Here is a 23865-nt window from a genome sequence, read left to right on the forward strand (position 1 = left end):
TATGCACAACAACTTTTGCATTTTTACACATTTTGCTCAAATAAATAATCACGAGTGTCATTAATTAAATCAATTTCTGGAATTAGGGGAACCATTGGAGGTAAGCCAGGCGAATCGCTCACACCTTTGGATATTGTAAAGTTTACGGCTGCTTATGGAGCCTGGATTAAAGCGCATACAATTATTCAGACAACGGAAGCTCCCAAAGTTATTATAGGCCGTGATGCCAGAATTTCGGGTAGTATGGTAACCAGGCTGGTGGCTGCTACACTCCAGAGCGTTGGCATTGATGTAGTGGATATTGGCTTGTCTACTACGCCTACTGTAGAACTTGCCGTAACTGCCGAGAAAGCTTCAGGTGGTATCATTATTACAGCCAGCCATAACCCGGTTCAGTGGAATGCACTTAAACTTTTAAATGGGGATGGAGAATTTATTTCGGCGGCAGATGGAGAAGAAATCCTTAGCATTGCTGAAAATGAGACCTTTGAATTTGTAGAGGTAAAAAAGCTGGGGAAATATTTTACCGACGACACGTACCTGCAAAAACACATAGATGCCATCTTGCAACTTCCGCTGGTAAACCGGGAAGCCATTGCTGCTAAACAGTTTTATATTATGGTAGATGCCATTAATTCTACCGGTGGTGTGGTGGTGCCTATGTTATTGAAAGCATTAGGGGTAAAAAAAATTACTTTACTAAATGGAGAGCCTACCGGAAACTTTGCGCATAACCCAGAACCGTTGCCAGAAAACTTGCTTCAAATATCCGGAGAAATTCAGAGAAGCCGCTTTGACCTCGGAATTGTAGTAGACCCGGATGTAGACCGGCTGGCTTTTGTGTGTGAAGATGGTAGTATGTTTGGTGAAGAATATACCCTGGTTGCCGTAGCAGATTATATATTGAAACATAAAACCGGTAATACGGTATCCAATCTATCTTCGACCAGAGCTTTACGGGATGTAACTGAAAAAGCAGGAGGCACTTATTTTGCTTCTGCTGTGGGTGAGGTGAACGTAGTAACAGCGATGAAAGAAAATAAGGCTGTAATAGGTGGAGAAGGGAATGGAGGAATTATTTATCCTGATTTACATTTTGGCCGGGATGCCCTGGTAGGTATTGCTTTATTTTTGAGCCATCTGGCTGTTTCGGGTCATTCTATTTCCAGACTTCGTTCTGTGTATCCCAATTATTATATCTCTAAAAATAAAATTGAACTTACGCCCGAAATAGATGTAAATGAAGTATTAGAAACTATTCAGAAGAAATACGAGAAAAATCCTATTAACACAGTAGATGGCGTGAAAATAGAGTTCGAGAAAGAATGGGTACACCTTCGTAAATCCAACACGGAGCCCATTATCCGGATATACTCAGAATCTGCGACCCAGGCTACAGCTGAGTATTTAGCCAATAAAATTATTACCGATATAAAAGAGATTGTTTCTCAGAAAATCCGGGCTTAGTTTCCTTTTCAAATTAGTAAACTTACATTATATTAAGATTGCACTATATCAGTTAGCTGTATAAGCTGGCTGATTTTTGGGCCGTTTTTCAGCAGGGCAGAAATATATTTAAATTGTTATTTACCAGTGCATAGTCTTCCTATTTTTACACCTCTAATCTGTAATTCTACCTATGCGAATCTATTTAGATAATGCGGCTACTACCCCTCTGGATAAAGAAGTATTTGACACTATGGCTCCCCTGATGCTGGAAAACTTTGGCAACCCTTCTTCCATTCATTCGCATGGCCGGGAAGCTAGAACAGCCATTGAAAAAGCCAGGAAAACCATTGCCGCTTTACTAAATACTTCCCCTTCAGAACTATTTTTTACGTCAGGTGGTACAGAAGCCGATAATACGGCCATCCGCTGCTCAGTTGAAGCTTACAATATAAAACATGCCATTACCTCTCCTATTGAGCACCATGCGGTATTGCATACGCTGGAAGAACTGGAGAAAAAAGGACTAATAGAAGTCCACTTTGTCCGGCTGGATGAAAAAGGACATCTGGATTTGAATCATCTGTCGGAATTACTGGCCAATTATCCTGGCTCATTGGTGTCGCTCATGCATGCCAACAATGAAATAGGAAACCTGGCAAACATTCAAACTATTGGACAATTATGTAAGGAACACAGTGCCATCTTTCATTCAGATACCGTACAAACGGTGGGGCATTATAAGCACAACTTACAGGAGCTGAAACTTAATTTTATGGTGGGTGCCGCTCATAAATTTCATGGACCCAAAGGCGTTGGCTTTTTATATATAAATAATGCCTCAAAAATACATCCTTTTATTACCGGAGGCGCACAGGAAAGAAATATGCGGGGAGGTACTGAAAATGTGTATGGCATTGTGGGTTTAGCCAAAGCGTTAGAAATTGCCTATAGAGATATGGCCGAACATCAGGCGTATATCCAAAGTCTGAAATCCAGAATGATTGAAAAGCTAAAAACGGCGATAGAAGATGTTGCTTTTAATGGCGATTGCGAAAACCCGGAACGTAGTTTATATACTGTACTAAACGTTAGCCTGCCACCATCCGACCTGAGCGATATGCTGCTTTTCAACCTGGATATTCATAAAATATCTGCTTCCGGAGGTAGTGCCTGTTCCAGTGGTTCAAATATAGGTTCGCATGTATTACAAGCGTTAAACGTCAACCCTGATCGTCCATCAGTGCGGTTTTCATTCAGCAAGTACAATACTCCTCAGGAAATAGACCATACAGTAGATATACTGGCAGAAATGTATAAAAAAACGTTGGTCCCCAACCGGTAGTTTTCTAAAACTGCCTGCTGGAGACCAATCATTATCTGTTAAAATTATTTTTTATTCTCTACATTCATCATACCTATCACTTCCATATTGAAATTATCTTTCGTTTGAATATAGGCCACTTTAGGAATTACTGTCGCACCGAATTTCCTTTTCTCTATCGAAGCAGATAAGCCTAAATACACTTTTTTCACATCTAACTGACGGGCCCGCAATACGACCTGAAATAGTACCTGACGATATACATTATGCGATTCCAGGTATGCATAATCCATTCCAAGCAGTACAGGGCAATAATTATTACCATACCCCTTATAGGAAAAAATTACGGCCACAGGCGGTGTACTCTTGCCTTCGGCTGATTTTATTTTCAGAATAATAAACTCCCATTTAGGATTACTGGCCATCTGGGCAAATAAATTTTGGGGATATTCAAATACATTTAAATCAAAATTCCGGGCTTTTACCTGCTGGTATAATGTATAAAAATGAGCAATTTCTTCTTGGGTAACCGTTTCTTTTACTTCAACTTCAAATAACGACTCATATTTCAGGGCTTCTTTCCTAACATTAGCCCGGGCATTGGCAGAAAGTGTTTGCAGAAATTCCTCTGTATTGTTCCATGCCAGGTTCTCTATAATACATGTATCAGGCACATCAATCTTAAAATAGCCCTGGTCTATCAGAAAATCCTTCAGGTCTGTATCTGTTGCTTCAAAATCTCTCAGCACAATCATCGAAGCATTAGTCCTTTCCTGCTCAACACTTACAGCATCCAATACCTGAAGCATCGCTTTTTTCCACTGTGGATTGCTTTTATCTATAAATAAATGCTCTCCTTCCGTAAGTAATGAACCCATATTTACTACTGGCGAGGTAAGATGATAGGGATTCGTTTTCCTCTTTTCTTCCAGTTGCTGGGAAACAGAAGCCGGCGCCAGCATATCTTCTTTCCAGAGATTAATAGTGAAGAAAGTAGCCATTACTGGCTTTTGGTTACAATCTCTAACAATATAATAATGAAATTCCCAGTTATCCTCCGGCTTCTCCTGATTAGAAAAAACCTTTTCCATAAATTGTAATCCCTGCCAGTCAAAAGAGCCATTTCTGCCAAACAAGGAATCCCATTCTTTCTGGTCAACTGCTTCAATGCTAGTCAGGTGTTGAAGGGTAAGTGTAGTATCAACAGCAGTAGTAAGCAGTTTCTCCTGGATCAAGGGCAAGTTAAATGCCTTCCTTACCTGATTCTGGGTACGGTTTTCTTCGGCCAGAGCCTTGGGGTAGTGATATTTGATGGCATCTACCAGTTTTTCAATATCTTCTATTCTGTTGTGCCTGGAAATCGTAAAGCGCACCCCGGTATTTTTAACCGGAACTGCCGGAAAAACGCCCAGATTTACATAAAACCCTTCATTCATCAGACGACTTACAAAATTATAGCCGGTTGCCGGAAGTCCGGTGCCGATAAAAAATACCGGGCATTTATTTTCTTCTACCAGCGGCACATCGGTTTGCCGGAGTAATAAGTTACAATAATTAATTTTGGTAGCCAGTTCCTGCTGCATCGAATAAATCTCATCAGATAAATGGATTTTAGCAGATGCTAAAGCGGCAGCGACCATGGGTGGCTCAAGCTGGGCAGAAAAAGTTTGGGGTCCACCAAACGTTTTTACTTTCCGGTACAATTCCTCATCCGGAAAAACAATAATTCCCCCGCTTGCTCCAAACGATTTACTGAGGGTAGCCACCAGCACCATTTTGGGATGCAATTTTTTCACCTGACCCATTACATAGCCGGTGCCATGTTTGCCAGCCCAGCTCATGCCATGCACATCATCTACATACAAATGGAATTTGGGATATTTCTCTAATAATTGGATTAATTCTGGAATGGGTGCACAATCGCCATACATCGAATACACGCCATCCACCATATACCATATTTTATTATATTTATTACTAAATTCCTTAATTTTGTCTTCCAGCATTTGTAAATTACTGTGCCGGATCATATCTACATGAATGCCACGGGGTTTAAGTAATTGACAGGCATTCTGGGCGCTGGCATGTACCTGATGGTCTAAAATTACCGCATCTTCGTCACGGACGATGCTGGGAATAACTCCGATATGTGCAAGGGTGCTATTTTTTGAAACCAGTACTGGATGGCCATACATTTTAAACAGGCATTCTTCCAGTTCTTTATAAATGCCAAAAGATAAGTACGTTTTGGATAAAGGAAATTGAGTGCCATATTTGATAATAGCATCTATTGCCGCCTCTTTCAGTCGGATATCCTGTTCTAAGCCTAAATAACCGGTAGTACCAAAATGGTAGAGATCACGGCCATTTATTTGTACTTTCCGGCCTGTAAATGATTCATCTTCAGTATATAGATGAACAATGCCTTTGTTTTTAGCATCAGTGATGATTTCATCAATGGTGTCTAATAAATTGTTATGTCTGGTTTTGGCCATGAATTGTATAAAACTTATTTATGTTTAAAAAAAGGAAATTAGCACCAGACCAAAAAACAGAGCAGTAATTATTTATGTAATTAATGCGTATTTATATGATACATGGGTTGATAAAAGTAGGACAAATACTTTAACTGGTAAATAAAACGTATGAAAGAGAATTATTACAATGGAAATATACTTGAGCTTTGGTTAGAAGAGGGGATTTTACATGGTATCTACAAAGTAGATAAGGTAGATTTACAAACAGCTAAAATGGCTACTCAGGAGAGACTTTCGTTTACGCTTGAAAAAAGCTATCCTGTGCTTACAGACTATTCTAAAGTAAAGGATACGACAAAAGAAGCACGGGATTACTTATCGACGGAGGAGCCTTCGAAAGGCATTAAGGCCATTGCACTTATTATAGATTCTTCAGTAGGGAAAGTGATTTATAACTTTTTTATTGCTTTAAATAAACCTGACTATCCAATGCAGGTATTTAATGATCCACTTCAGGCCAAAGAATGGTTAAAAAAATATAGGTAACCGCTTATGTAATATTTTAATATATATTCAAAGAAACATTCCTTAATAAGATTTAAAAATTTTTACCTATTACGTCCTCGAATTTTGATCTATCGCAATTATTTATGGATTGATGTTGTTTGTGTAATGAATAGAACAAAAACACTAGTAAGGCTGTAATAGTTTTTGATAATATTACAGCAGAAAGCGATTCATGAGCATGAACAAAGAAAACCGGACAGAAGAAATAACAAAACTCATTATTGAGCTTGCTTCCGGTAATTTTGGATATAGGCTGCAAATTTCGGATAGCGATGATGAAATGGATGCCATTATCGCTGGTATTAATATGCTGGGAGAAGAATTACAAGCTTCCACCGTTTCCAGGGATTACCTGACCAGTATTTTTGAAGGAGTAGCTGATATATTAGTTGTACTCAATCCGGATGGCAGTATTCAGAACATAAATACAACCGCTGAAAAATTACTGGCTTATCATAAACGCGATTTACTCGGAAAACCATTTTCTTTACTTTTCGCAGACATTACTTCGCAGACGCTTGATGAATTAATTGGGCAAATACACCGGGAAGGGCACTGCTACAATATTGAAGCAAGCTTTTTGTCGTTACACAAAAAAATTATTCCTGTTTCCTGTTCTTTTTCCTTACTATATAACCAGCAGAAAAATATAAGCGGGATTTTATGTATTGCCAAAGATATTACCCAGCAGAAAGCAGCAGCCGAAGAACTTAAAAGAAGTAAAGAACTTTTTGAACTGGCTTTACAGGCAAGTAATGATGGCATCTGGGACTGGGACTTAACCACTAATCATATTTATTTTTCGCCCAGGTGGAAACATATGCTCGGGTATGCCGACCATGAGCTACCTAATTCTTTAGCCAGCTGGGAAAGAGTAATCTACCGGGAAGATTATAAGCTTGCACTCAGCCTGATCGAAGCTTATAACAAAGGCTTAATTCCTGAATTCAGAGTAATTCAGCGGTATCATCATAAAAGTGGTTCTCCGGTATATTTACTTTCCAGGGCTATTCACCACAAAAATGAGAGAGGTGAAGTAGTACGAATGATTTGGGCACATACGGACATTACAGCTCAGAAGCTTTCTGAGATAGAGTTGCAGAATGCCAAGGAGCAAGCGGAAACGGCAAACAGGTCAAAGAGCCGGTTTTTGTCGAACATGAGCCATGAAATCCGTACACCTTTGAATGGAATTTTAGGTTTTACTGAATTTCTGCTTCAAACTCCCTTGAATGCCGAGCAGACAGAATACCTTCAGCTGGTAAAAACCTCCGGGCAAAATCTATCAAAACTACTGAGTGATATTTTAGACCTTAATAAAATTGAAGAAGGCAAACTTAGCCTCGAAAACATAGATTTTAATTTCAGGGATGTTATCTCGGCCAATATTAAGCCCTACCGTTATATGGCAGAAGAGAAAAAGCTTGGTTTTTCTCTCACATTTGATCCCTTACTACCCTATTACGCTGTGAAAGGAGATCCCACAAGAATCAATCAGATTCTGGTAAACCTGCTGGGAAATGCCCTTAAGTTTACTCAGGAAGGTGGAATTGCTATTCATTTTGAATTGGTGCCGCAAAGCAATCAGCCAGGCGAAATCTATATCAAAGGAAGCGTAATAGATACAGGACCAGGCGTACCGGATGAAAAGCAGAAGGCTATTTTTGAAAGTTTTACCCAGGCCGACAATTCCATCACCCGGAAGTTTGGTGGTTCAGGCTTAGGTTTAACCATTGTAAAGCAATTAACAACACTAATGGGAGGACAAGCCGGTGTGGTAAGCCCAGTAGTAAATAAACCTTTTCATTCAACCTATCCAGGTTCAGCTTTCTGGTTTATATGCAAATTAAGTATAAGTACTACTCAACCAGTACCCACTGGTTCAACAAGTGAAAGTAAAAAGCTTTATTTCGAGGAGCCCTATGAAGTACTGATCGTAGAGGATAACCAGGTGAATCAGCTTATCGCTGCTAAAGTATTAAAAGACCTGGGTGCTCAGGTGAGCATTGTTGAAAACGGACAGGAAGCAGTTGAAAAAGCGGCTCAGGAAAATTTTGATATTATATTTATGGACATCCAGATGCCAGTAATGGATGGCTACACAGCCTCACGTACCCTTCGGGCTAAAGGATATCAGAAACCTATTATCGGCTTATCTGCCAATGTATATAAAGAAGATATAGATAAATGCCTGGAAGCTGGCATGAATGCACATATTGCCAAGCCTTTTACCAAACAGGAGATTTACACGATCGTAACTACTTTTGTGCCGTCAAAATAACTAATGAGCCTGCATTCCATTATAGAAATGAAATCTGCCGGCTTAACGCTTTCTTAAGTAAATCCATATATTCAGCCTGGGGAATTTCGATGGCTCCGTACCGTTGCACATTGTCATTAATAAACTGGGTGTCTAATAATTCAAATCCTTGTTTTTTAAGCTGTTCAATCAGATAATAGAAAGCAACCTTGGAAGCATTATTTTTGAGATGGAACATAGATTCACCAAAAAAAGCAGCGCCTAACGCTACTCCATATAACCCTCCGGCCAGTTCATTGCCGACAAATGCCTCTACACTATGGGCATATCCCAACTGGTGTAACTCTGTATAGGCCCGGACAATCTCTTCAGAAATCCAGGTATTATCGTCATTTTGCCGGGGTGCCGCACAGTACCGGATCACCTGTTCAAAACATGTATCAAACCGGATGTTAAAAATGCCCTGGTTGATTACCGGACGCAAGGAACGAGAAGGCTTATAGGAATAGATAGGAATAATAGCCCTAGGGTCAGAAGCATACCAATAGATCTTTCCATGCTTACCTTCGGCCATGGGAAATATTCCATTCACATAGCCATATAGTAACTGGTCGGCTGTAAGTATATGCTTATAAGACATAGGTTAATAGTCGTTAGTCTATAGTCATTCGTAATTGGTAATTCGTAATTAAACCTTCACCTCAGTACTTCTTTTAAATGATGTATTGCTGTGCCTGGCGGAATTTTTTCGTATAAGATCTGAAATACTGCTTCGGTAATAGGCATAGATACGCCTTGTTTTGCATTCATTTCGTGGATACTTTTTACAGCATAATACCCTTCAGCAATCATATTCATTTCCACTTGTGCCGATTTTACGCTATATCCCCGACCGATCATATTTCCGAAGGTACGGTTGCGGCTAAACTGAGAATAAGCGGTTACCAGTAAATCGCCCAGGTAAGCCGAACCACTCAAATCCCGGTGCTTAGGATAAATATGATCCAGGAAACGCTTAATTTCCTGCATCGCATTGGATACCAGCACAGCCTGAAAATTATCTCCATAATTCAATCCATGTGTGATACCACAAGCAAGGGCAATGATATTTTTCATCACCGCACAATATTCTACGCCATATACATCGTCAATAGCCGAAGCCTGTACAAACCGGCATGTCATTAGCCTGGCAAAAGCAGCAGCCTGTACTTCATCTTTTGAAGCAATGGTGAGATAGGATTGTTTTTCGAGCGCTACTTCTTCGGCATGGCAAGGGCCTGCAATTACACAGATATGATCAGGTGATACGCCATATTGCTGCTCTATCCAATCGGTTACGAGCAGGTTTTGTTCAGGAATCATTCCTTTAATAGCAGATACGACAACCTTTTGCTCCAGATGCATGGCAGATACTGGCTGCAAGGCTTGCTGAATGAATGCCGCTGGAACGGCCAGAATGATATAGGTAGCCTTACTGATTGTTTTTACAATATCGTTATATACTTTTACTTTCCGCAGGTTTATCTGTACATCACTCAGGTAATGCGAATTATGGCCATATGTTTGAATATAAGCAACATCATCGGCATTTCGTAGCCACCACCGGATTTTGACATCCGTTTCCGACAGGATTTTTACAATTGCCGTTGCCCAGCTTCCTCCTCCAATCACTGCTACTACCGGTAAGGATTCCGGGTTTATTTTTGTCTTCAATTGAAAGTGATTTTACATGGTTATACTACAAATATAGCAGGACGCATATAAAACCCGCAAGATTTTGAAAACTTGCGGGTTATTGTGTAAAATAAGATTATCGTTTATACCCTCATATATCGGCACCAGCCATTAACTACTCTTTGTTGCGGGAGAAATAGATCTGGAAGCCTATTCTTAAGTTCAACGCCCGGTTGGTATAAGAATTCTGGCGGTATAGATCGTAGGAAAGAAGAGATTCCAGCCCAATGGTAGGTGTAAGAAAGTATGCCAGCCCAAGGCCCAGACCACCATAGCCGGAATTTTGTCTATCCTTTCTCGTAGTTCCGTTTGGTTCTTTGTATTTACTCTGGTAATGATTCCATCCTCCTCTTGCTTCCAGAAAGGGAATAGCTTTACCAGCACCTAGATAATAACGGACAAATGGCCCAATACCAATGCTTCCACTTCTGAAAGAATTGACATCATAACTTGAATACCCCAAAGACACATTTGCTCCCAAAGCAAATTTATTAGCTACAAAAAATCCTACCTGCGGGTATATGGACACACCGAAAGATTTATTACTCATCTGAGAATTAAAGCTCATACTGGCATTGCCACCCAGCAGCAGCGTACCTTTTTCAGTTTGTGCATAGGCTGTTGGAAGAAAGAATAAGAGACAAAACAGGGAGCAAATAAGGGGTAATAGCATTCTGGTTGTTTTCATAGCTTTTAAAGGATAAGAGGAGAAAATCAAAAAGATATTTAATAACCCAGTGTATGCTAATCAGAGAGTGCAACAACTATTACGCCAGAGAAAATCTTGCTCGTAATTATTTAAATTAATCTTTTTCAGTAAGCATATGCTTACTGAAATCTACTCGCTCACTACCATTTTTCCCTCATTATATTTGTTTCTGCTGTCTTCTGCATCGGCATCGCCAAAGCCATGTGGATAGACAGTAAAGCTATTGGGGTCAGCACCAGTAAGGATAGTAGTTTTGTAAAATACATGCGTATGATCGCTGCCATATCCATGGCCTAATACTTTGAAACTATTTACATCCGCTTGCTTTACTTGTTTGTGCTGCCAGTATACCGAAGCTTTATCCCTGGCATAATAAAAATCCTGCGTGAGGGAATCATTAGCTGCATATAATTCAAAAGAAGTAACATCGACACCTGCTATTTTCTGAGTTTCGAAATAAACAGCGTTCTGGTCTTTGGAATAGCCGTTTTTCAATACCTGAAAGCTGGCAATATGTACCTGAGGCATCTTTTCATTTTCATAAACTACCTGATTATCATCTTTTGAAAAGGGATAGTCTAATACCTGAAAGGCAGCAGGGTTGCAAGGCAGGATATAAATATCCTCTTTTACTTCTCCAGGATGCCCATAAAAATATACCTGGGCTTTGTCTTTGGCGTAATGGTAATCAATCACTTCAAACGTTTTTCCATCGCTGCCTGCAATCGGTTTACGGTTAAAATACGCCTGCATCTGATCTCTGGAAAAATACCTGTCGATGCCTTCAAAAGTGGCGATGTCTTTTACAGGAAATGCTGTTCCTTCAAAATAAGCAAAGCGGCCATCCTTTGCATAGCCACCTCCCAGGCTTGTAAATGAATCAGCAATAGCTTTGTCAACAATAGTGATGGTTTTCCGTTTGGTTAAAAAGTAGTTCTGGCTTTCCCGGTATTCATCGCAATAATATACCCGGTTTTTGTCTTTGGCGTATTGCTCATCCAGGGCCTGAAAGGTTACTATATCGGCATCTGTAATTACTTGATCTTTGTAATAGATATAGGCCGAATCTTTGGCAAATACATCATTAAGCACTACAAAATTTTTATCCGTAATTTCCCGGCCGTTGAAGGTAATTTTGCCGTCCTTTTCTTTATAGCCTGAATTGCAGCGGAACACAGATACCAGACCAGTGAGAATGAAGATTGATTTAAATATCCATTTTACTAGTTTAACTAACGGCATAGATTTGAGAGCAAGAAATCAATATAGAAAAAATTATGGCCTATTGAATTCAATAGGCCATTGGTAAAAAGCAATTTATGATTCGCTTTAGTAAGTCAGTTTATATGCTACTACTTTGTTCTTCAGGAAAGTAGGCACCAGCACCAGGTTCTGGTCTTTGATATAATCAATATCAGCTGTATTGGAAGATTCTCCTTTGGTATCCAGCAACAAGTGTTCTTTGCCATCTTTTACTAGGTATATCTCACCTTGCCAGCGGCTGGCGATATAAGTATTGTCATCAATCACTACCAGGCCATCGCCTCCGGTTACTACTTCATTTACAAAGCTGCTTTTTTTATCCTGCATGTTATACTGTCCTAATCCTTTGCCATTCAGAAATAACATACCTCCTTTGTCATTAAAAGCAAGCCCGTTGATATTTTCGAGTCCTTCAGCAACAGTGCCTATCTGGGCATTTTCCAGCACATGTACTTTGCCGGTTTGCATATCCGTAAAATACACTTTGGTTCCGTCGGTGGCAGCATCATTGAGGAATTTAGCACCCTTTACCGGATAACGCTTCACAATTTTACCATCGGCTATGTTGATTTCTACCAGTTGGTCAACATCAGTTACATACAACTTATCGTTCAGGATGGCCATTCCTTTAGGTGCATTCAATCCGCTCACCCATTTTACCTTTTCAATGGTCCCATCGGGTTTGAGTTTAGAAATGGAGCCTTTCCCATCTTTTTCATTAGGACCACCTTCAATATTGCTCGTGTAAATTACACCAGACTTTGCATCATATAAGGTAGATTCCACAGTGGTGAGAACCGTATCAGTTTCCCATACTTTTTGTAATGAAGGCACAGTACTTTCGGGTTCAGCCGTAGTAGCAGTAGTGGTTGCTGTGGTATCAGCGGCCGTAGTGCTATCTGTTTTTTTTTCATCAGAGCAGGCACTTACAGCCATAGCAAACAAAGCTAGTATTAGAATCTTTTTCATAGGTTAAGAGGAGTTTGTCTTATAAAAACAGATAAAATTTTGGCACAAATTATAAAATAATTAACAGGAAGCAATACTGTGTATACTGATCTTATAACTAGATACTTCATATCGTACCAAATCTGCTGCTTTGTGGAAAGAACCTGTTAAGCATAGCTCCAGGAATAAATACAAACAAGTACCGATAGCCATATCCCATGACAGGTATATAATTGGGCTGTTAAGGACTGTATGCACTATCTAAATTGCGTATCTTGCCAGCCGGGATACAAATTGAATGGCTATAGTTTCTTACTTAATTCATGTTCCTATATTGCTGTTGCTTGCTTTCTGGCTGTACCGGAAATCAGCTGGTATGCCGCTGATCAATATATTCTGGCCAGGGTTTTTATTCAAAATGGCCGCCGGAATTGCCTTAGGATGGGTATATACCTCTTACTATAACTACCAGGCAGATACTATTCTGTATTTTGAAGATGCCAGTAAGCTAGCAGAATTAGCCTGGACAAAACCCTTGGCTTACTTCCATATTCTTTTTTTTAATCAGCCTGCGCCGGAAATCACCTTTGGATTATGGGAACAGCCGAGGGCTTTTTTTATGGCCAAACTGGTGAGTTTTTTTAATGTGTTTACCGGCAATACTTACTGGATTACCGGCTTGTATCTGTCATTATTGAGCTTTTATGCTTTCTGGCGGCTGGCTAATACATTAGTGATAATTTTTCCTACATCCCGCATCGCAGCAGCTATTGCGTTTCTGCTCTTTCCTTCTGTGGTTTTCTGGAGCAGCGGCCTGATCAAAGAAACGTTAGCTATGGCTTGTATTACCTGCAGCCTGCACTTGCTACTTTCTTATAATTTTGGCGTACAACTTCCTGTTTCTTCTCTAAGAAAAATTGGACACATCTTATTTCTTCTCCTATCGGTTTACCTGGTCTGGAAACTCAAATACTACTATCTGGCAGTGCTTCTACCAGTGTATCTGGCTTATTTTGCAGCGTTGTATCTGCATAAAAAGTGGCTTGCTCTTACAAAACCAGTTATCATCATAGCTCTATATCTGCTTCTGTTTACAGGCATTCTGATGCTTGCTACCATGCTGCATCCAAGTTTACAAATGAACGTTCTGATAGGTACTATCCTGGAAAATCATGAGGTAACTCTGGCGGCTTCTGCCCCTGAAGATGTGATCCAATTCAGGCAGTTACAACCTACTTTCATTAGTTTATCGAAAAATGCACCTCTGGCTGTAGTTTCCGGTTTATTCCGGCCGTTTATATGGGAAGCCGGTACATTTTTTCAGTACTTGACCGGCACGGAAAATCTATTCATTTTGCTTACAAGCCTGGCAGTTCTGTTCCGTTTGAGAAAACTGCCACTAGCTACACATCCCCAGGTATATTTATTATTAACAGCTACCCTTATCTATATACTCCTACTGGCAACTTTACTGGCATTTTCAGCGCCTAATTTCGGTGCATTAGCCAGATATAAGATAGGTTTTCTTCCCTTTCTACTCTACCTGATTATATGGGCTGTTTCTTTCAAAAAGGCAAATAGTCAACAATAGTGTGATACATAACGATTACTTACTATTTTACTTCTTCAGCAACTCATTTCCAGGCTTTTGTCCGGCCAACTGGCCGCCGTCGAGAATGAGAATCTGTCCGGTCATAAAACTACTTTCTTCACTGGCAAGAAACAGAAATGCAGGTGCTACCTCTTCTACACTGCCTGCTCTATTGAGCGGAATGTATTTATCTACAAATTGCTGGGTGAATTCAGGCGGATCTATCTCCATTGACATGGGCGTTTGTATGTACCCCGGACAAACTGCATTGACCCGGATGCCGATATGGGCAAATTCCAGGGCCATGGTTTTGGTGAGCATAATTACACCTCCCTTAGACGCATTATAATGGGCATAGCCATACTCGCCATCCAGGCCGTTTTTACTACCCATATTTACTACCACTCCTTTTTTGCGGCTGTACATATAGCGGCAAACGGCCTGCGCTACATAAAACATACCAGTCAGGTTTACATCCAGGATCTCTTTCCATTCCTTTTCGGTAATTTCCAGAAAAGGAGTTTCTCTGCCAATACCTGCATTATTTATCAGTACATCAATTGGAGCGGTAGCCTCTACTCTTTCCACCGCTTCCAGCACCTGCTGCCTGTTGGATACATCCACCTGATACGTATACACTTTGATGCCAGTAGCAGCTATTTTTTCAGCAGCAGCTGCAAGATTTTGCCGGTGGGTATCGAAAAGAGAAATGATGGCTTTTTCTCTGGCAAACTGGCTGGCGATTTCAAGACCAATTCCCCTGGCACCTCCGGTAATAAGTACATGTTTGCCGGCAAAGCGTACTCGATGGCTTTCTTCAGACATAGGTTATATTTTGCCTGCAAGTATACTATATAAGTGCTATCATTGTATAGCTACAGCCGGGAAATTAATCTGTAAATTATTGGCCGATTCCTTTGGTATCAGCTGAATTTTCGCACCAGATACAATATCAGGGAAACAAGTATACTGAGCAGAATGCTGGTAGCAAGCGGAAAATAGAAGGTAAAGTTTTCGCGCTTTACCAGAATGTCACCGGGTAATTTGCCTATGAATGGGATTCTGGAAGAAAAAAGAAAAAATAAGCCTGCCAGAATCAGTACAACGCCTGCAATAATCAATATCTTTCCAAGGCCCTGCATAGTTAATTGAGTAATGAGTATAAGAAATTAATTTTCTATTCAATTCTTGTTAGGTAACGTTTCCGTTTTAATTAAGTTTAAAGCTGAAAACAAACGTGTAAAGCCTGCCATTCCCATGCCTGAAAAAAAAGGAGTGCTATACCTGATTCCTACAGTCCTGGCGCCAGCTACTGCAGGCCAGGTATTATCTCCTCAGATCAAAGACGTTATTTCGCATATCAACCATTTTTTTGTAGAAAATGTGCGTACGGCCCGCCGGTTTATCAGTGAACTTCAGACCGGAAAATCCATAGAAAGCCTGCAATTTTATACCTTAGATAAAGATACACCTTCTGCAGAAGTGGCGCAATACATAAACGTTCTGCTCAATGGGGAAGATGCCGGTGTAATATCTGAGGCTGGTTGTCCTGGCATTGCAGATCCTGGAGCAATGGCCGTTCAACTGGCGCATAAAAAGGAAATCCAGGTAGTTCCACTGGTAGGGCCTTCTTCTATTTTGCTTGCTTTAATGGCTTCCGGATTTAGCGGACAATCATTCATTTTTCATGGATACCTGCCTATCGACAAAACCGAACGGGCAAAATCCATCCGCCAACTCGAAAAAGACAGCCTGCAGAAAAACCAGACCCAGATATGTATGGAAACCCCTTTCCGCAACAACCAGTTGCTGGATGATTTTTTGCAGACATGCCAGCCGGATACATTACTTTGTATTGCTACCCAGATTACGGCACCAGATGAACTGATCCGAACTTATAAAATTAAGGACTGGGCAAAGCATAAACCCGATCTGCACAAGAAGCCAACCATATTTTTGCTGTATAAATCCACGTTTTGAGCTATTTCCGATTCCTGCTTTCTAACCTATATCTTCCAATATATGATCCAGATTCAAACTTTCACTTTTAATCCACTTCAGGAAAATACTTATATATTGTATGATGAGACCAGAGCTTGTGTCATTATTGACCCCGGCTGTTATGAGAAGCAAGAAAAGCAAGCCCTGGAAGAATTCATTCAAACCAATAAACTTACCGTATCAAAGTTACTCAATACCCATGGACATATAGATCATGTGCTGGGCAATGCCTTTGTAAAACAAAAGTTTGGTGTGGAACTATATATTCACCCACTCGATGAAGCTACCTTACGGGCGGTAGAAACGTATGCTCCTAACTGGGGATTTATGCAATATGAACCGGCACAACCCGATCATTATCTGAATGAGGGCGACACTGTAACTTTTGGAAATACCACCCTGGAAGTATTATTTGTACCAGGTCATGCACCCGGACATATTGCTTTTTATAATTCCGCTCAACAACTATGTATTAGTGGCGATGTACTGTTTAGGGGCAGTATTGGCCGTACTGACTTGCCTGGCGGTAATTTTAATACGCTCATTGAAAGTATTCAAACCAAGCTTTTTCCGTTGGGAGATGAAGTTGTGGTATATCCAGGTCATGGGGGCACTACTACTATCGGCTATGAGAAAAAATATAATTCCTTCCTAACCTAAAGTAAAATCCCTTACTCTTTGGATATGGCTAAATACACTGTATTAAGATTAATAAATTGAGAGTAGTATAGCAGATTGAGCGTTAACCAGCTTTGCTTATCTGCGCAATTTTCAGAATTTTGCTTCCCATCCTTTTCTAATCTATGTTTCATATATATTCTACCTCAGAACAAGCAAGCCAGGCACTGGCTTCTTATTTTGCCGAAGCCGCAAAAGAGGCTGTACAAACACAGGGGCGCTTTACGGTTGCCCTTACTGGTGGCTCTTCTCCTAAACAACTATATCAAATTCTGGCAAATTCCCCTTACCGGGATAGTATTCCATGGAATAAAACTTTTGTATTTTGGGGTGATGAACGCAGTGTGCCTTTCAATGATTCACGCAATAATGCCAAAATGACTTTTGAAGCGCTATTAAATCATGTTCCGGTTCCTAAAGACCAGATATATCCCATGTCTGGTGAAATTCCTGCAGATGAATCGGCACGCCAATACGAAGGAATATTACAAAAGCACTTTGCTGGACAACCGCCACAATTTGATTTGATACTGCTTGGCTTAGGAGAGAACGGCCATACAGCTTCACTATTTCCCTATACGCCTGTACTGGAGGAAAAAGAGCGATGGGTAAAGGAAGTATATCTTACTGATCAGCAGATGTATAGGATTACACTAACTGCTCCCTTTATTAATCAGGCAAAAAAAATTGCATTTATCCTGTTTGGGAGCAGTAAAGCGCAGGTATTATATGATGTAGTAAAAGGAAAATACCAGCCAGACTTTTTACCTGCACAACTAATTAAGCCATCCTCTGGCAAACTGCACTGGTTTATAGATGAAGCGGCTGCACACCTGGTAAAGTAAATTACCCCTCTTCTTCAGAAAACAAAAGCGATGAATTGGTATCCATCGCTTTTGTTTTTTACAGCAACATACTTATAAATTTTAATCCAGCAGCGTGAGAATATCCTCTTTCGACAGGGATTTTACAAAGCTTTCTTCTGTGGTGATCAATTCGTCAGCAAGGCGTTTTTTATTCCGCTGTAAGGCCAGGATTTTCTCTTCTACCGTATTTTTCGTAATAAACTTATAGGTAAATACTTTCTGCTCTTGCCCTATACGGTGAGCACGGTCTACTGCCTGCGCTTCAATAGCAGGGTTCCACCAGGGATCGAGAATAAATACATAGTCGGCAGCCGTTAAGTTAAGGCCTAATCCACCTGCTTTCAGCGAAATAAGAAATACCTGTATATTTTTATCCTGCTGAAACAACTCTACCTGTGACTTCCGGTCTTTAGTACTGCCATCCAGGTAAGTATACGTTATGCGGGCTTCATCCAGATATTCTTTGAGTATAGCTAAATGTTTGACGAACTGGCTAAAAATCAAAATTTTATGATGCTCACCCACAGCAGTTTCCAGGCGATGTAGTACATCTTCCAGCTTTCCGGAACCACCCTTATAATCTGGATTCACCATTCTTGGATGATTGGCGATCTGGCGGAGCTTGGTTAAGCCTTGCAATAAAATCAGCTGTGACTTAGGCTTGCCTTTTTCATCCATCTGCTCCAGAATCTTATTCCGGAAGTAGGATTTTGCCTCTTCATATTCTTTCTCCTGCTCCACATCCATTTTGCAATACTGGATGTTCTCTACTTTTTCGGGAAGTTCGGTAGCTACCTGCGATTTATGCCGCCTCATAATAAAAGGCTTAATTATGGCATATAACCGCTGCATTTTAAGTTCATCGTTCTTTTTCTCAATGGGCAACAAAAACTCATTCCGGAAGAAACGTTCTGTACCCAGCAAACCAGGATTAATAAAACTCATCTGCGACCACAGATCCAGGGTGCTGTTCTCCAGAGGTGTACCCGTCAGGATAAGTCGGTGGCGGGCATTGAGTTGTACTACCGCTTTGGAAATATTGGAACCAGGATTTTTAATAGCCTGCGATTCGTCCAGAATAATATAGTTGAAATAAAATTCTTTCAGCATATCAATATCAATCCGGATAATACCATAGGAAGTGAGAACCAGGTCGTATCCTTCAAACTGAGCCAGATTTTTCTCCCGGTGGGTTCCGGTATATACAAAAATCCGGAGCTGTGGCGTAAATTTCCTGGCTTCCATTTCCCAGTTATATACCAGCGAAGTGGGCATCACCAGCAAAGAAGTCTGTTTGATTCCGGCTTCTTTCTGAGATTGCAGCAAAGCCAGCGTTTGTACAGTTTTCCCTAAGCCCATATCATCGGCCAGGCAACCACCAAATTTATATTTGTTCAAGAATTGCATCCAGTTATAGCCTGCTTTCTGGTACGGGCGTAAGCGGCCTACAAACTTCTGTGGCAAAACAAAGTCTTCTATTTTATCGAAATCACGTAATTTCTCCAGTTTATTATTGATAGTAACCTGTGCCAGATTCCCATTCTGTAAATCCTGTACCAGGGCTACATGGTATTTCTTCAACGTCAGCTCAGTAGAAGCATCTGTCTCCTCAGCAAAAGCAAACAATTCAGAGTATTGTCTTCGCCAGGCTTCTGGAATAATGGCTATTTCTCCATTGGGTAAGATAAACTCACGCTTATTGTGCAGAATCAGGTTGCGAAGCTGGATAAATGGAATTTCAAACTCTCCAAACCGGATTTTAGCAAAAATATCGAACCAGTCCCGATTTTCGGTGATCTCTACGTTAATCGAAGATTCGCCAACAAAATATCGTTTATGGTCAGAAATGTTTTGTTTCAGGATAAAACCTTCCTGTTTTAAAAAATCATTATGTTGATAGATCCAGGAAAACGCTGTTTCTTTATCAAGGCTAACTTTACCATTTTTGATTTCCAGACCTATTTTTTGCAAGGCTTGTATTTTGCGCCGTTCCTGGTCGAGCATCCGGCGAACTTTATAGAAAACATAGGAATCATCTGTCTTCTCTACACTCACACTGGAAGCGGTTGCATGGTCGGGCCGGAAGGAATATTTACCATATTCAAATGAAAGATCAAAAATGATTTTACTTTCTGTCGTAGGTTCCACCGTAAGCACATCTTCCTGACCGTTGCCGTTACTAAACAGATTTACGGGTACCGGTGACGAATGGGCTTCAGAGAAGGTTAATACGGCCGTCGGCTGATATGATTCTGAACGGATATCAAAACCTTTTGCATAAACATCAAAAGAAGCGACCAGAGGTGCTACAAATTTCTTATAATAGGTTTCTTCAACGTTTTTGGGAATTAGGATGAACTTCTTATTCAGGAAAGGCTTCAGTTTATTCCCATCTACATTTTTCTCAAAATTATATAGCTTGTTCTCCAGAATCATCCAGGCCGGGTCGTTGCAAATGATAATTGCCCCTTTATTCTGGAATTCCAGTTTTTGATGGGCATGCCTTACGGTTGGGAAATAATGCGTATTATCCTCATTGCGCCTGAAATGAAACAGGACTGTGGCTTTTTCCGGAATCCGGTAGATGCGTTGCCAGGCAGGATTTCCGTCGCTGCCCATGATAAACAGCATTTTTTCTCCGATCAGGTTCAAAATTTTCGCCTTCACCGATTCCACATATTTTTCAATCACTTCCTGTAGAAGTACGTCTCCCTTTTTGGGGTCATACACTTTGAGAAAGAAGTCAGCTACACTGATTTTCTTATTGTAGAATTTTTTAAGAATCACGTCCTGCTGAAGGCCATCCATAAGTTTTACCAGCTGGAAATCAGTTTCATCCAGGCCGGTAGAAAATTCAATAGCATTTTTTGATGAGATGTTCTGGTTTTTTAGCGTGAGTTGTCCCCGCTGGTCGAGTTCTACTACGAATGATTCGAAAAGATAACCCAGATACTCATGCTCATACAAAGAGTAAACAATTTGAAAAGGGTCTGCTGGTGATACGTTCATTTTTTTGGGAAATGAGAACTACAAATAAAGCGATTTACTGAAAAATTTCTCGCATCTTTATTTTAAAAATCTATAATTATAAATTAAAAAATCGTTAATCGCAACCTTTGCTATGTTGATACGTCCATTTTTTTTACAAGCGGGTGATACAGTAGGTGTAGTGGCTCCAGGAGGAAAAGTTTCATCTCCAGATATAGATAGAGCCATCCAGGTAATTGAAGGGTGGGGGTTGAAGGTTCAGTTAGGTAAACACGTATTTGCAGAGAACTTCCAGTTTGCTGGTATCGACGAGCAGCGCATTACCGATTTTCAACAAATGCTGGATGATACTCATATAAAAGCTATACTGTGTGCCAGAGGTGGATATGGTACTACCCGAATCATAGACCGGATTGATTTTTCTTCTTTTCTTAAACAACCCAAATGGATTGTCGGCTATAGTGATATTACAGCCCTGCATTGCCACCTGCACAGCAGAGGTGTACAAAGCATCCATGCTATTATGCCGCTTACATTTGGCAAAGAGGAAACTGCTGACTCTGTGGAAAGCCTCCGTAAAGTATTGTTTGGAGAAAATGTAGATTATCAGGCTAGGGAATATCCACTCAACCGAACCGGGGAAAGCATTGGTGAAATTATTGGTGGTAATCTGGCTTTACTGGCTTCGGTTACAGGTACTCCATCAGATATAGATACAACTTCTAAAATTCTATTTATAGAAGATATTAACGAATACCTGTACAATATCGACCGGATGATGATACAATTAAAACGTTCGGGTAAACTGGCTCACCTGGCAGGCTTGATTGTAGGGCATTTTTCGGATGTAAAAGATAACCAGACCCCTTTTGGCAAAACAGCTTATGAGATTGTAGCAGAGGCAGTGCAAGAGTATGATTATCCGGTATGTTATCAGTTTCCCATCGGGCACGAGCCTCAAAATATGGCGATTCCTTGTGGTAGCTTAGCCAGACTAATTGTAAGTAATACAGGCAGTTTCCTGACTTTTGATGAAGAAATGAGCGTTTAATGCAAAATAAAAGCCTCTGCTATCAACAGAGGCCTTTACGATATACACTTTTTGCATTATGTATCGCCTACATAATTTCTTTATTTACTTACGTAAAATGAATGTCTTTGGATGAAATTTTATATAAAATCTCAATATAATGCTAGAAACTATTGTTTCCCTTTCCTGAATTGAACGCTGGTTAGTATAAGTTTATTGAAATATATTCAATTTATTTTTTTTAAAAATATTATTTTCAGCTGTTTATGAATTAAAAAGTCATAATTACAGGAAGGGAAAGTAGCGTCATAGCTGTAAAAAGAATGCCATAAAAAATCGCAATTGATTTCCAGCTGTGTTTTTCTTTACGCCCCAATACAGAGCACATAAAATTGTTTAATACGTATGTCATGGTTAAATTATTTAATGGATTCAGTTACAATTTCTGAAAACATAAACTTGTAAATACATCAAATTACTTGTAGTTCTTACTCAAAAAAGGTTTTAAGTTATGATTGACAAAAACGCAGCAAAACTTCAATCTTTTTTTAATTTTTTTTTATAAAAGATGGTTTAATTTTGAAATTAAGCCGCATTTTAAGTTTCTATTGGCAATATTTACGTGTATTTTACAAATAAGTTTATGTAGTTTATCTCTACAGAATGCGCAAAAGTTATCCGATGTACTCAATTATTGAACAAGTTCTTGTTAAATTGAATACAAGATTACGCAGAAAAGTAAATGTTAGCGGGATTTCCAGAGAAAACTAATTGGTAGTTTGACGTTTATAGTAACCAAATTATACTTTTCATGAGGTCGTTTATATCGGTAGTTATATTAACATTGCTGCTTTCTGCAAATTTACCCAAAGTACCCCAGGTAAGATTGCGGGAAGCTTTTGTTAAACTCACTTTTGAAATGCCGGTAGAGTTTATAAGTCCGGCCGATGGAACCAGGCGACTCTTTGTAATTGCCCAGAAAGGAGTGATTCACGTTTTCCCAGACCAGTCAGATGTATCTCAAACAAAAAAATTCCTGGATATTACCAATAAAGTAATAAGTGGAGGAGAAAGAGGTTTATTAGGACTGGCTTTTCATCCGGATTTTAGACAGAATGGCTTTTTCTATGTGAACTATACCCGGGGTAGTTCATTAGAAACGGTTGTTTCCAGATTCCAGGTAAGTAAAACAAACCCAGATGTAGCCAATCCGGATAGTGAAGTAGTACTGTTAACCTATGATCAGCCCTATTCTAACCATAATGGTGGAAAAATCGCTTTTGGTAAAGATGGTTACCTGTATATATCTGCAGGAGACGGCGGTAGCGGCGGCGATCCGCAGAACCGTTCACAGAATCTTAAAGAACTGCTTGGTAAGATCATGCGGATTGATGTGGACTCTAAATATGGCAATCTTAACTATAGTATTCCCAAAGACAATCCCTTTGCCGGAAACAAAGAAGGCTACCGGGAAGAAATTTATGCCTATGGCCTTCGCAATGTATGGAAATTTAGTTTTGATAGTCAGACTGGTCAACTGTGGGCTGGTGATGTAGGCCAGAATGCAAGGGAAGAAATCGATATTATCGAAAAAGGAGGGAATTATGGCTGGAAAATTATGGAAGGAATGGACTGTTATGCCGGATGGAATAGTAATAAAGGCCGGAGTTGTCAAACAGAAGGTTTGGTTAAGCCAGTGTATGAATACCTGCACTCAGCTGGATTAGGCCAGTCGGTTACAGGTGGTTTTGTATACAGGGGTAAAAATTTACCACAGCTGGTGGGTAAGTATATTTTTGGAGATTATCAGAGTGGTAAGATCTGGGCGCTGTCCCAGAAAAAAGATGGCTCCTATGAAAGTGAGTTAGTAACTGAGCTGGATGGACTACTTTCTGCTTTTGGAGAAGATGCCGATCATGAATTATATGTTTGCTCACATAACAACGGCAAAATTTTCAAACTGATGGCCCATAAACTGTAATA

The 23865-nt window shown here is 40.1% G+C and carries 19 protein-coding genes; 10 read left to right on the top strand and 9 right to left on the bottom strand.

What is annotated here, in order from left to right; all coding sequences use genetic code 11:
• The first annotated feature begins 54 nt into the window (after positions 1–54).
• Entirely contained in the window at positions 55–1467 is a 1413-nt protein-coding gene (glmM, locus tag GXP67_RS09295; protein ID WP_162442889.1) for a phosphoglucosamine mutase, read from the top strand.
• A 172-nt stretch (positions 1468–1639) separates the two neighbouring features.
• Entirely contained in the window at positions 1640–2791 is a 1152-nt protein-coding gene (locus GXP67_RS09300; protein ID WP_162442890.1) for a cysteine desulfurase family protein, read from the top strand.
• A gap of 44 nt (positions 2792–2835) precedes the next feature.
• On the opposite strand, the gene GXP67_RS09305 is transcribed toward GXP67_RS09300, so the two are convergent.
• Positions 2836–5265, bottom strand: a complete 2430-nt coding sequence (locus GXP67_RS09305; protein WP_162442891.1) for a bifunctional aminotransferase class I/II-fold pyridoxal phosphate-dependent enzyme/GNAT family N-acetyltransferase — start codon at positions 5263–5265, stop codon at positions 2836–2838.
• Positions 5266–5415: 150 nt separating this feature from the next.
• Here GXP67_RS09305 and GXP67_RS09310 point away from each other — a divergent pair, with 150 nt between their 5' ends.
• Together GXP67_RS09310 and GXP67_RS09315 are read left to right on the top strand one after the other, a co-directional pair.
• On the top strand, positions 5416–5793 hold the full coding sequence (locus tag GXP67_RS09310) for a DUF7793 family protein (RefSeq protein WP_162442892.1): 378 nt from the start codon (positions 5416–5418) through the stop codon (positions 5791–5793).
• Between the two features lie 199 nt (positions 5794–5992).
• Positions 5993–8095, top strand: a complete 2103-nt coding sequence (locus GXP67_RS09315; protein ID WP_162442893.1) for a PAS domain-containing hybrid sensor histidine kinase/response regulator — start codon at positions 5993–5995, stop codon at positions 8093–8095.
• Positions 8096–8114: 19 nt separating this feature from the next.
• On the opposite strand, the gene aat is transcribed toward GXP67_RS09315, so the two are convergent.
• The 5 genes from aat to GXP67_RS09340 form a co-directional block, all read right to left on the bottom strand.
• Complete coding sequence (aat, locus tag GXP67_RS09320) at positions 8115–8714, bottom strand: leucyl/phenylalanyl-tRNA--protein transferase (RefSeq protein ID WP_162442894.1); 600 nt, start codon at positions 8712–8714, stop codon at positions 8115–8117.
• 56 nt (positions 8715–8770) lie between these two features.
• On the bottom strand, positions 8771–9787 hold the full coding sequence (locus tag GXP67_RS09325; RefSeq protein WP_232065065.1) for an NAD(P)H-dependent glycerol-3-phosphate dehydrogenase: 1017 nt from the start codon (positions 9785–9787) through the stop codon (positions 8771–8773).
• A 136-nt stretch (positions 9788–9923) separates the two neighbouring features.
• On the bottom strand, positions 9924–10496 hold the full coding sequence (locus GXP67_RS09330; RefSeq protein WP_162442895.1) for an outer membrane beta-barrel protein: 573 nt from the start codon (positions 10494–10496) through the stop codon (positions 9924–9926).
• A gap of 150 nt (positions 10497–10646) precedes the next feature.
• Positions 10647–11759, bottom strand: coding sequence for a DKNYY domain-containing protein (locus GXP67_RS09335; RefSeq protein WP_162442896.1), 1113 nt, complete (start codon positions 11757–11759; stop codon positions 10647–10649).
• An 87-nt stretch (positions 11760–11846) separates the two neighbouring features.
• Entirely contained in the window at positions 11847–12749 is a 903-nt protein-coding gene (locus tag GXP67_RS09340; protein WP_232065067.1) for an SMP-30/gluconolactonase/LRE family protein, read from the bottom strand.
• 277 nt (positions 12750–13026) lie between these two features.
• On the opposite strand from GXP67_RS09340, the gene GXP67_RS09345 reads away from it, so the two are divergent.
• The gene (locus GXP67_RS09345) at positions 13027–14319 is read left to right on the top strand and encodes a hypothetical protein (RefSeq protein WP_162442897.1); all 1293 of its coding nucleotides are present in this window, start codon (positions 13027–13029) and stop codon (positions 14317–14319) included.
• Positions 14320–14346: 27 nt separating this feature from the next.
• Here the strand turns inward: GXP67_RS09345 and GXP67_RS09350 are convergent, their stop codons facing one another.
• Together GXP67_RS09350 and GXP67_RS09355 are read right to left on the bottom strand one after the other, a co-directional pair.
• On the bottom strand, positions 14347–15144 hold the full coding sequence (locus GXP67_RS09350) for an SDR family NAD(P)-dependent oxidoreductase (RefSeq protein WP_162442898.1): 798 nt from the start codon (positions 15142–15144) through the stop codon (positions 14347–14349).
• Positions 15145–15242: 98 nt separating this feature from the next.
• A complete protein-coding gene (locus GXP67_RS09355) occupies positions 15243–15461 on the bottom strand; it encodes a DUF2905 domain-containing protein (RefSeq protein WP_162442899.1) in 219 nt (72 codons plus the stop codon).
• A gap of 115 nt (positions 15462–15576) precedes the next feature.
• Here GXP67_RS09355 and GXP67_RS09360 point away from each other — a divergent pair, with 115 nt between their 5' ends.
• The 3 genes from GXP67_RS09360 to pgl all read left to right on the top strand — a co-directional run bounded on the left by GXP67_RS09360 (position 15577) and on the right by pgl (position 17843).
• Positions 15577–16299 (top strand): SAM-dependent methyltransferase, encoded by a 723-nt coding sequence (locus GXP67_RS09360; RefSeq protein WP_162442900.1) that lies wholly within the window; start codon positions 15577–15579, stop codon positions 16297–16299.
• A 42-nt stretch (positions 16300–16341) separates the two neighbouring features.
• On the top strand, positions 16342–16980 hold the full coding sequence (locus GXP67_RS09365) for an MBL fold metallo-hydrolase (RefSeq protein WP_162442901.1): 639 nt from the start codon (positions 16342–16344) through the stop codon (positions 16978–16980).
• A gap of 143 nt (positions 16981–17123) precedes the next feature.
• Positions 17124–17843 (top strand): 6-phosphogluconolactonase, encoded by a 720-nt coding sequence (pgl, locus tag GXP67_RS09370; RefSeq protein WP_162442902.1) that lies wholly within the window; start codon positions 17124–17126, stop codon positions 17841–17843.
• An 81-nt stretch (positions 17844–17924) separates the two neighbouring features.
• Here pgl and GXP67_RS09375 read toward each other — a convergent pair whose 3' ends face one another.
• Complete coding sequence (locus GXP67_RS09375; protein WP_162442903.1) at positions 17925–20873, bottom strand: DEAD/DEAH box helicase; 2949 nt, start codon at positions 20871–20873, stop codon at positions 17925–17927.
• A gap of 112 nt (positions 20874–20985) precedes the next feature.
• On the opposite strand from GXP67_RS09375, the gene GXP67_RS09380 reads away from it, so the two are divergent.
• Together GXP67_RS09380 and GXP67_RS09385 are read left to right on the top strand one after the other, a co-directional pair.
• Complete coding sequence (locus GXP67_RS09380; RefSeq protein WP_232065068.1) at positions 20986–21903, top strand: S66 peptidase family protein; 918 nt, start codon at positions 20986–20988, stop codon at positions 21901–21903.
• 790 nt (positions 21904–22693) lie between these two features.
• Positions 22694–23863, top strand: a complete 1170-nt coding sequence (locus tag GXP67_RS09385) for a PQQ-dependent sugar dehydrogenase (protein ID WP_162442904.1) — start codon at positions 22694–22696, stop codon at positions 23861–23863.
• Positions 23864–23865 lie beyond the last annotated feature (2 nt).

This window comes from Rhodocytophaga rosea, assembly GCF_010119975.1.
In the GTDB taxonomy this organism is placed as follows: Bacteria; Bacteroidota; Bacteroidia; order Cytophagales; family 172606-1; genus Rhodocytophaga; species Rhodocytophaga rosea.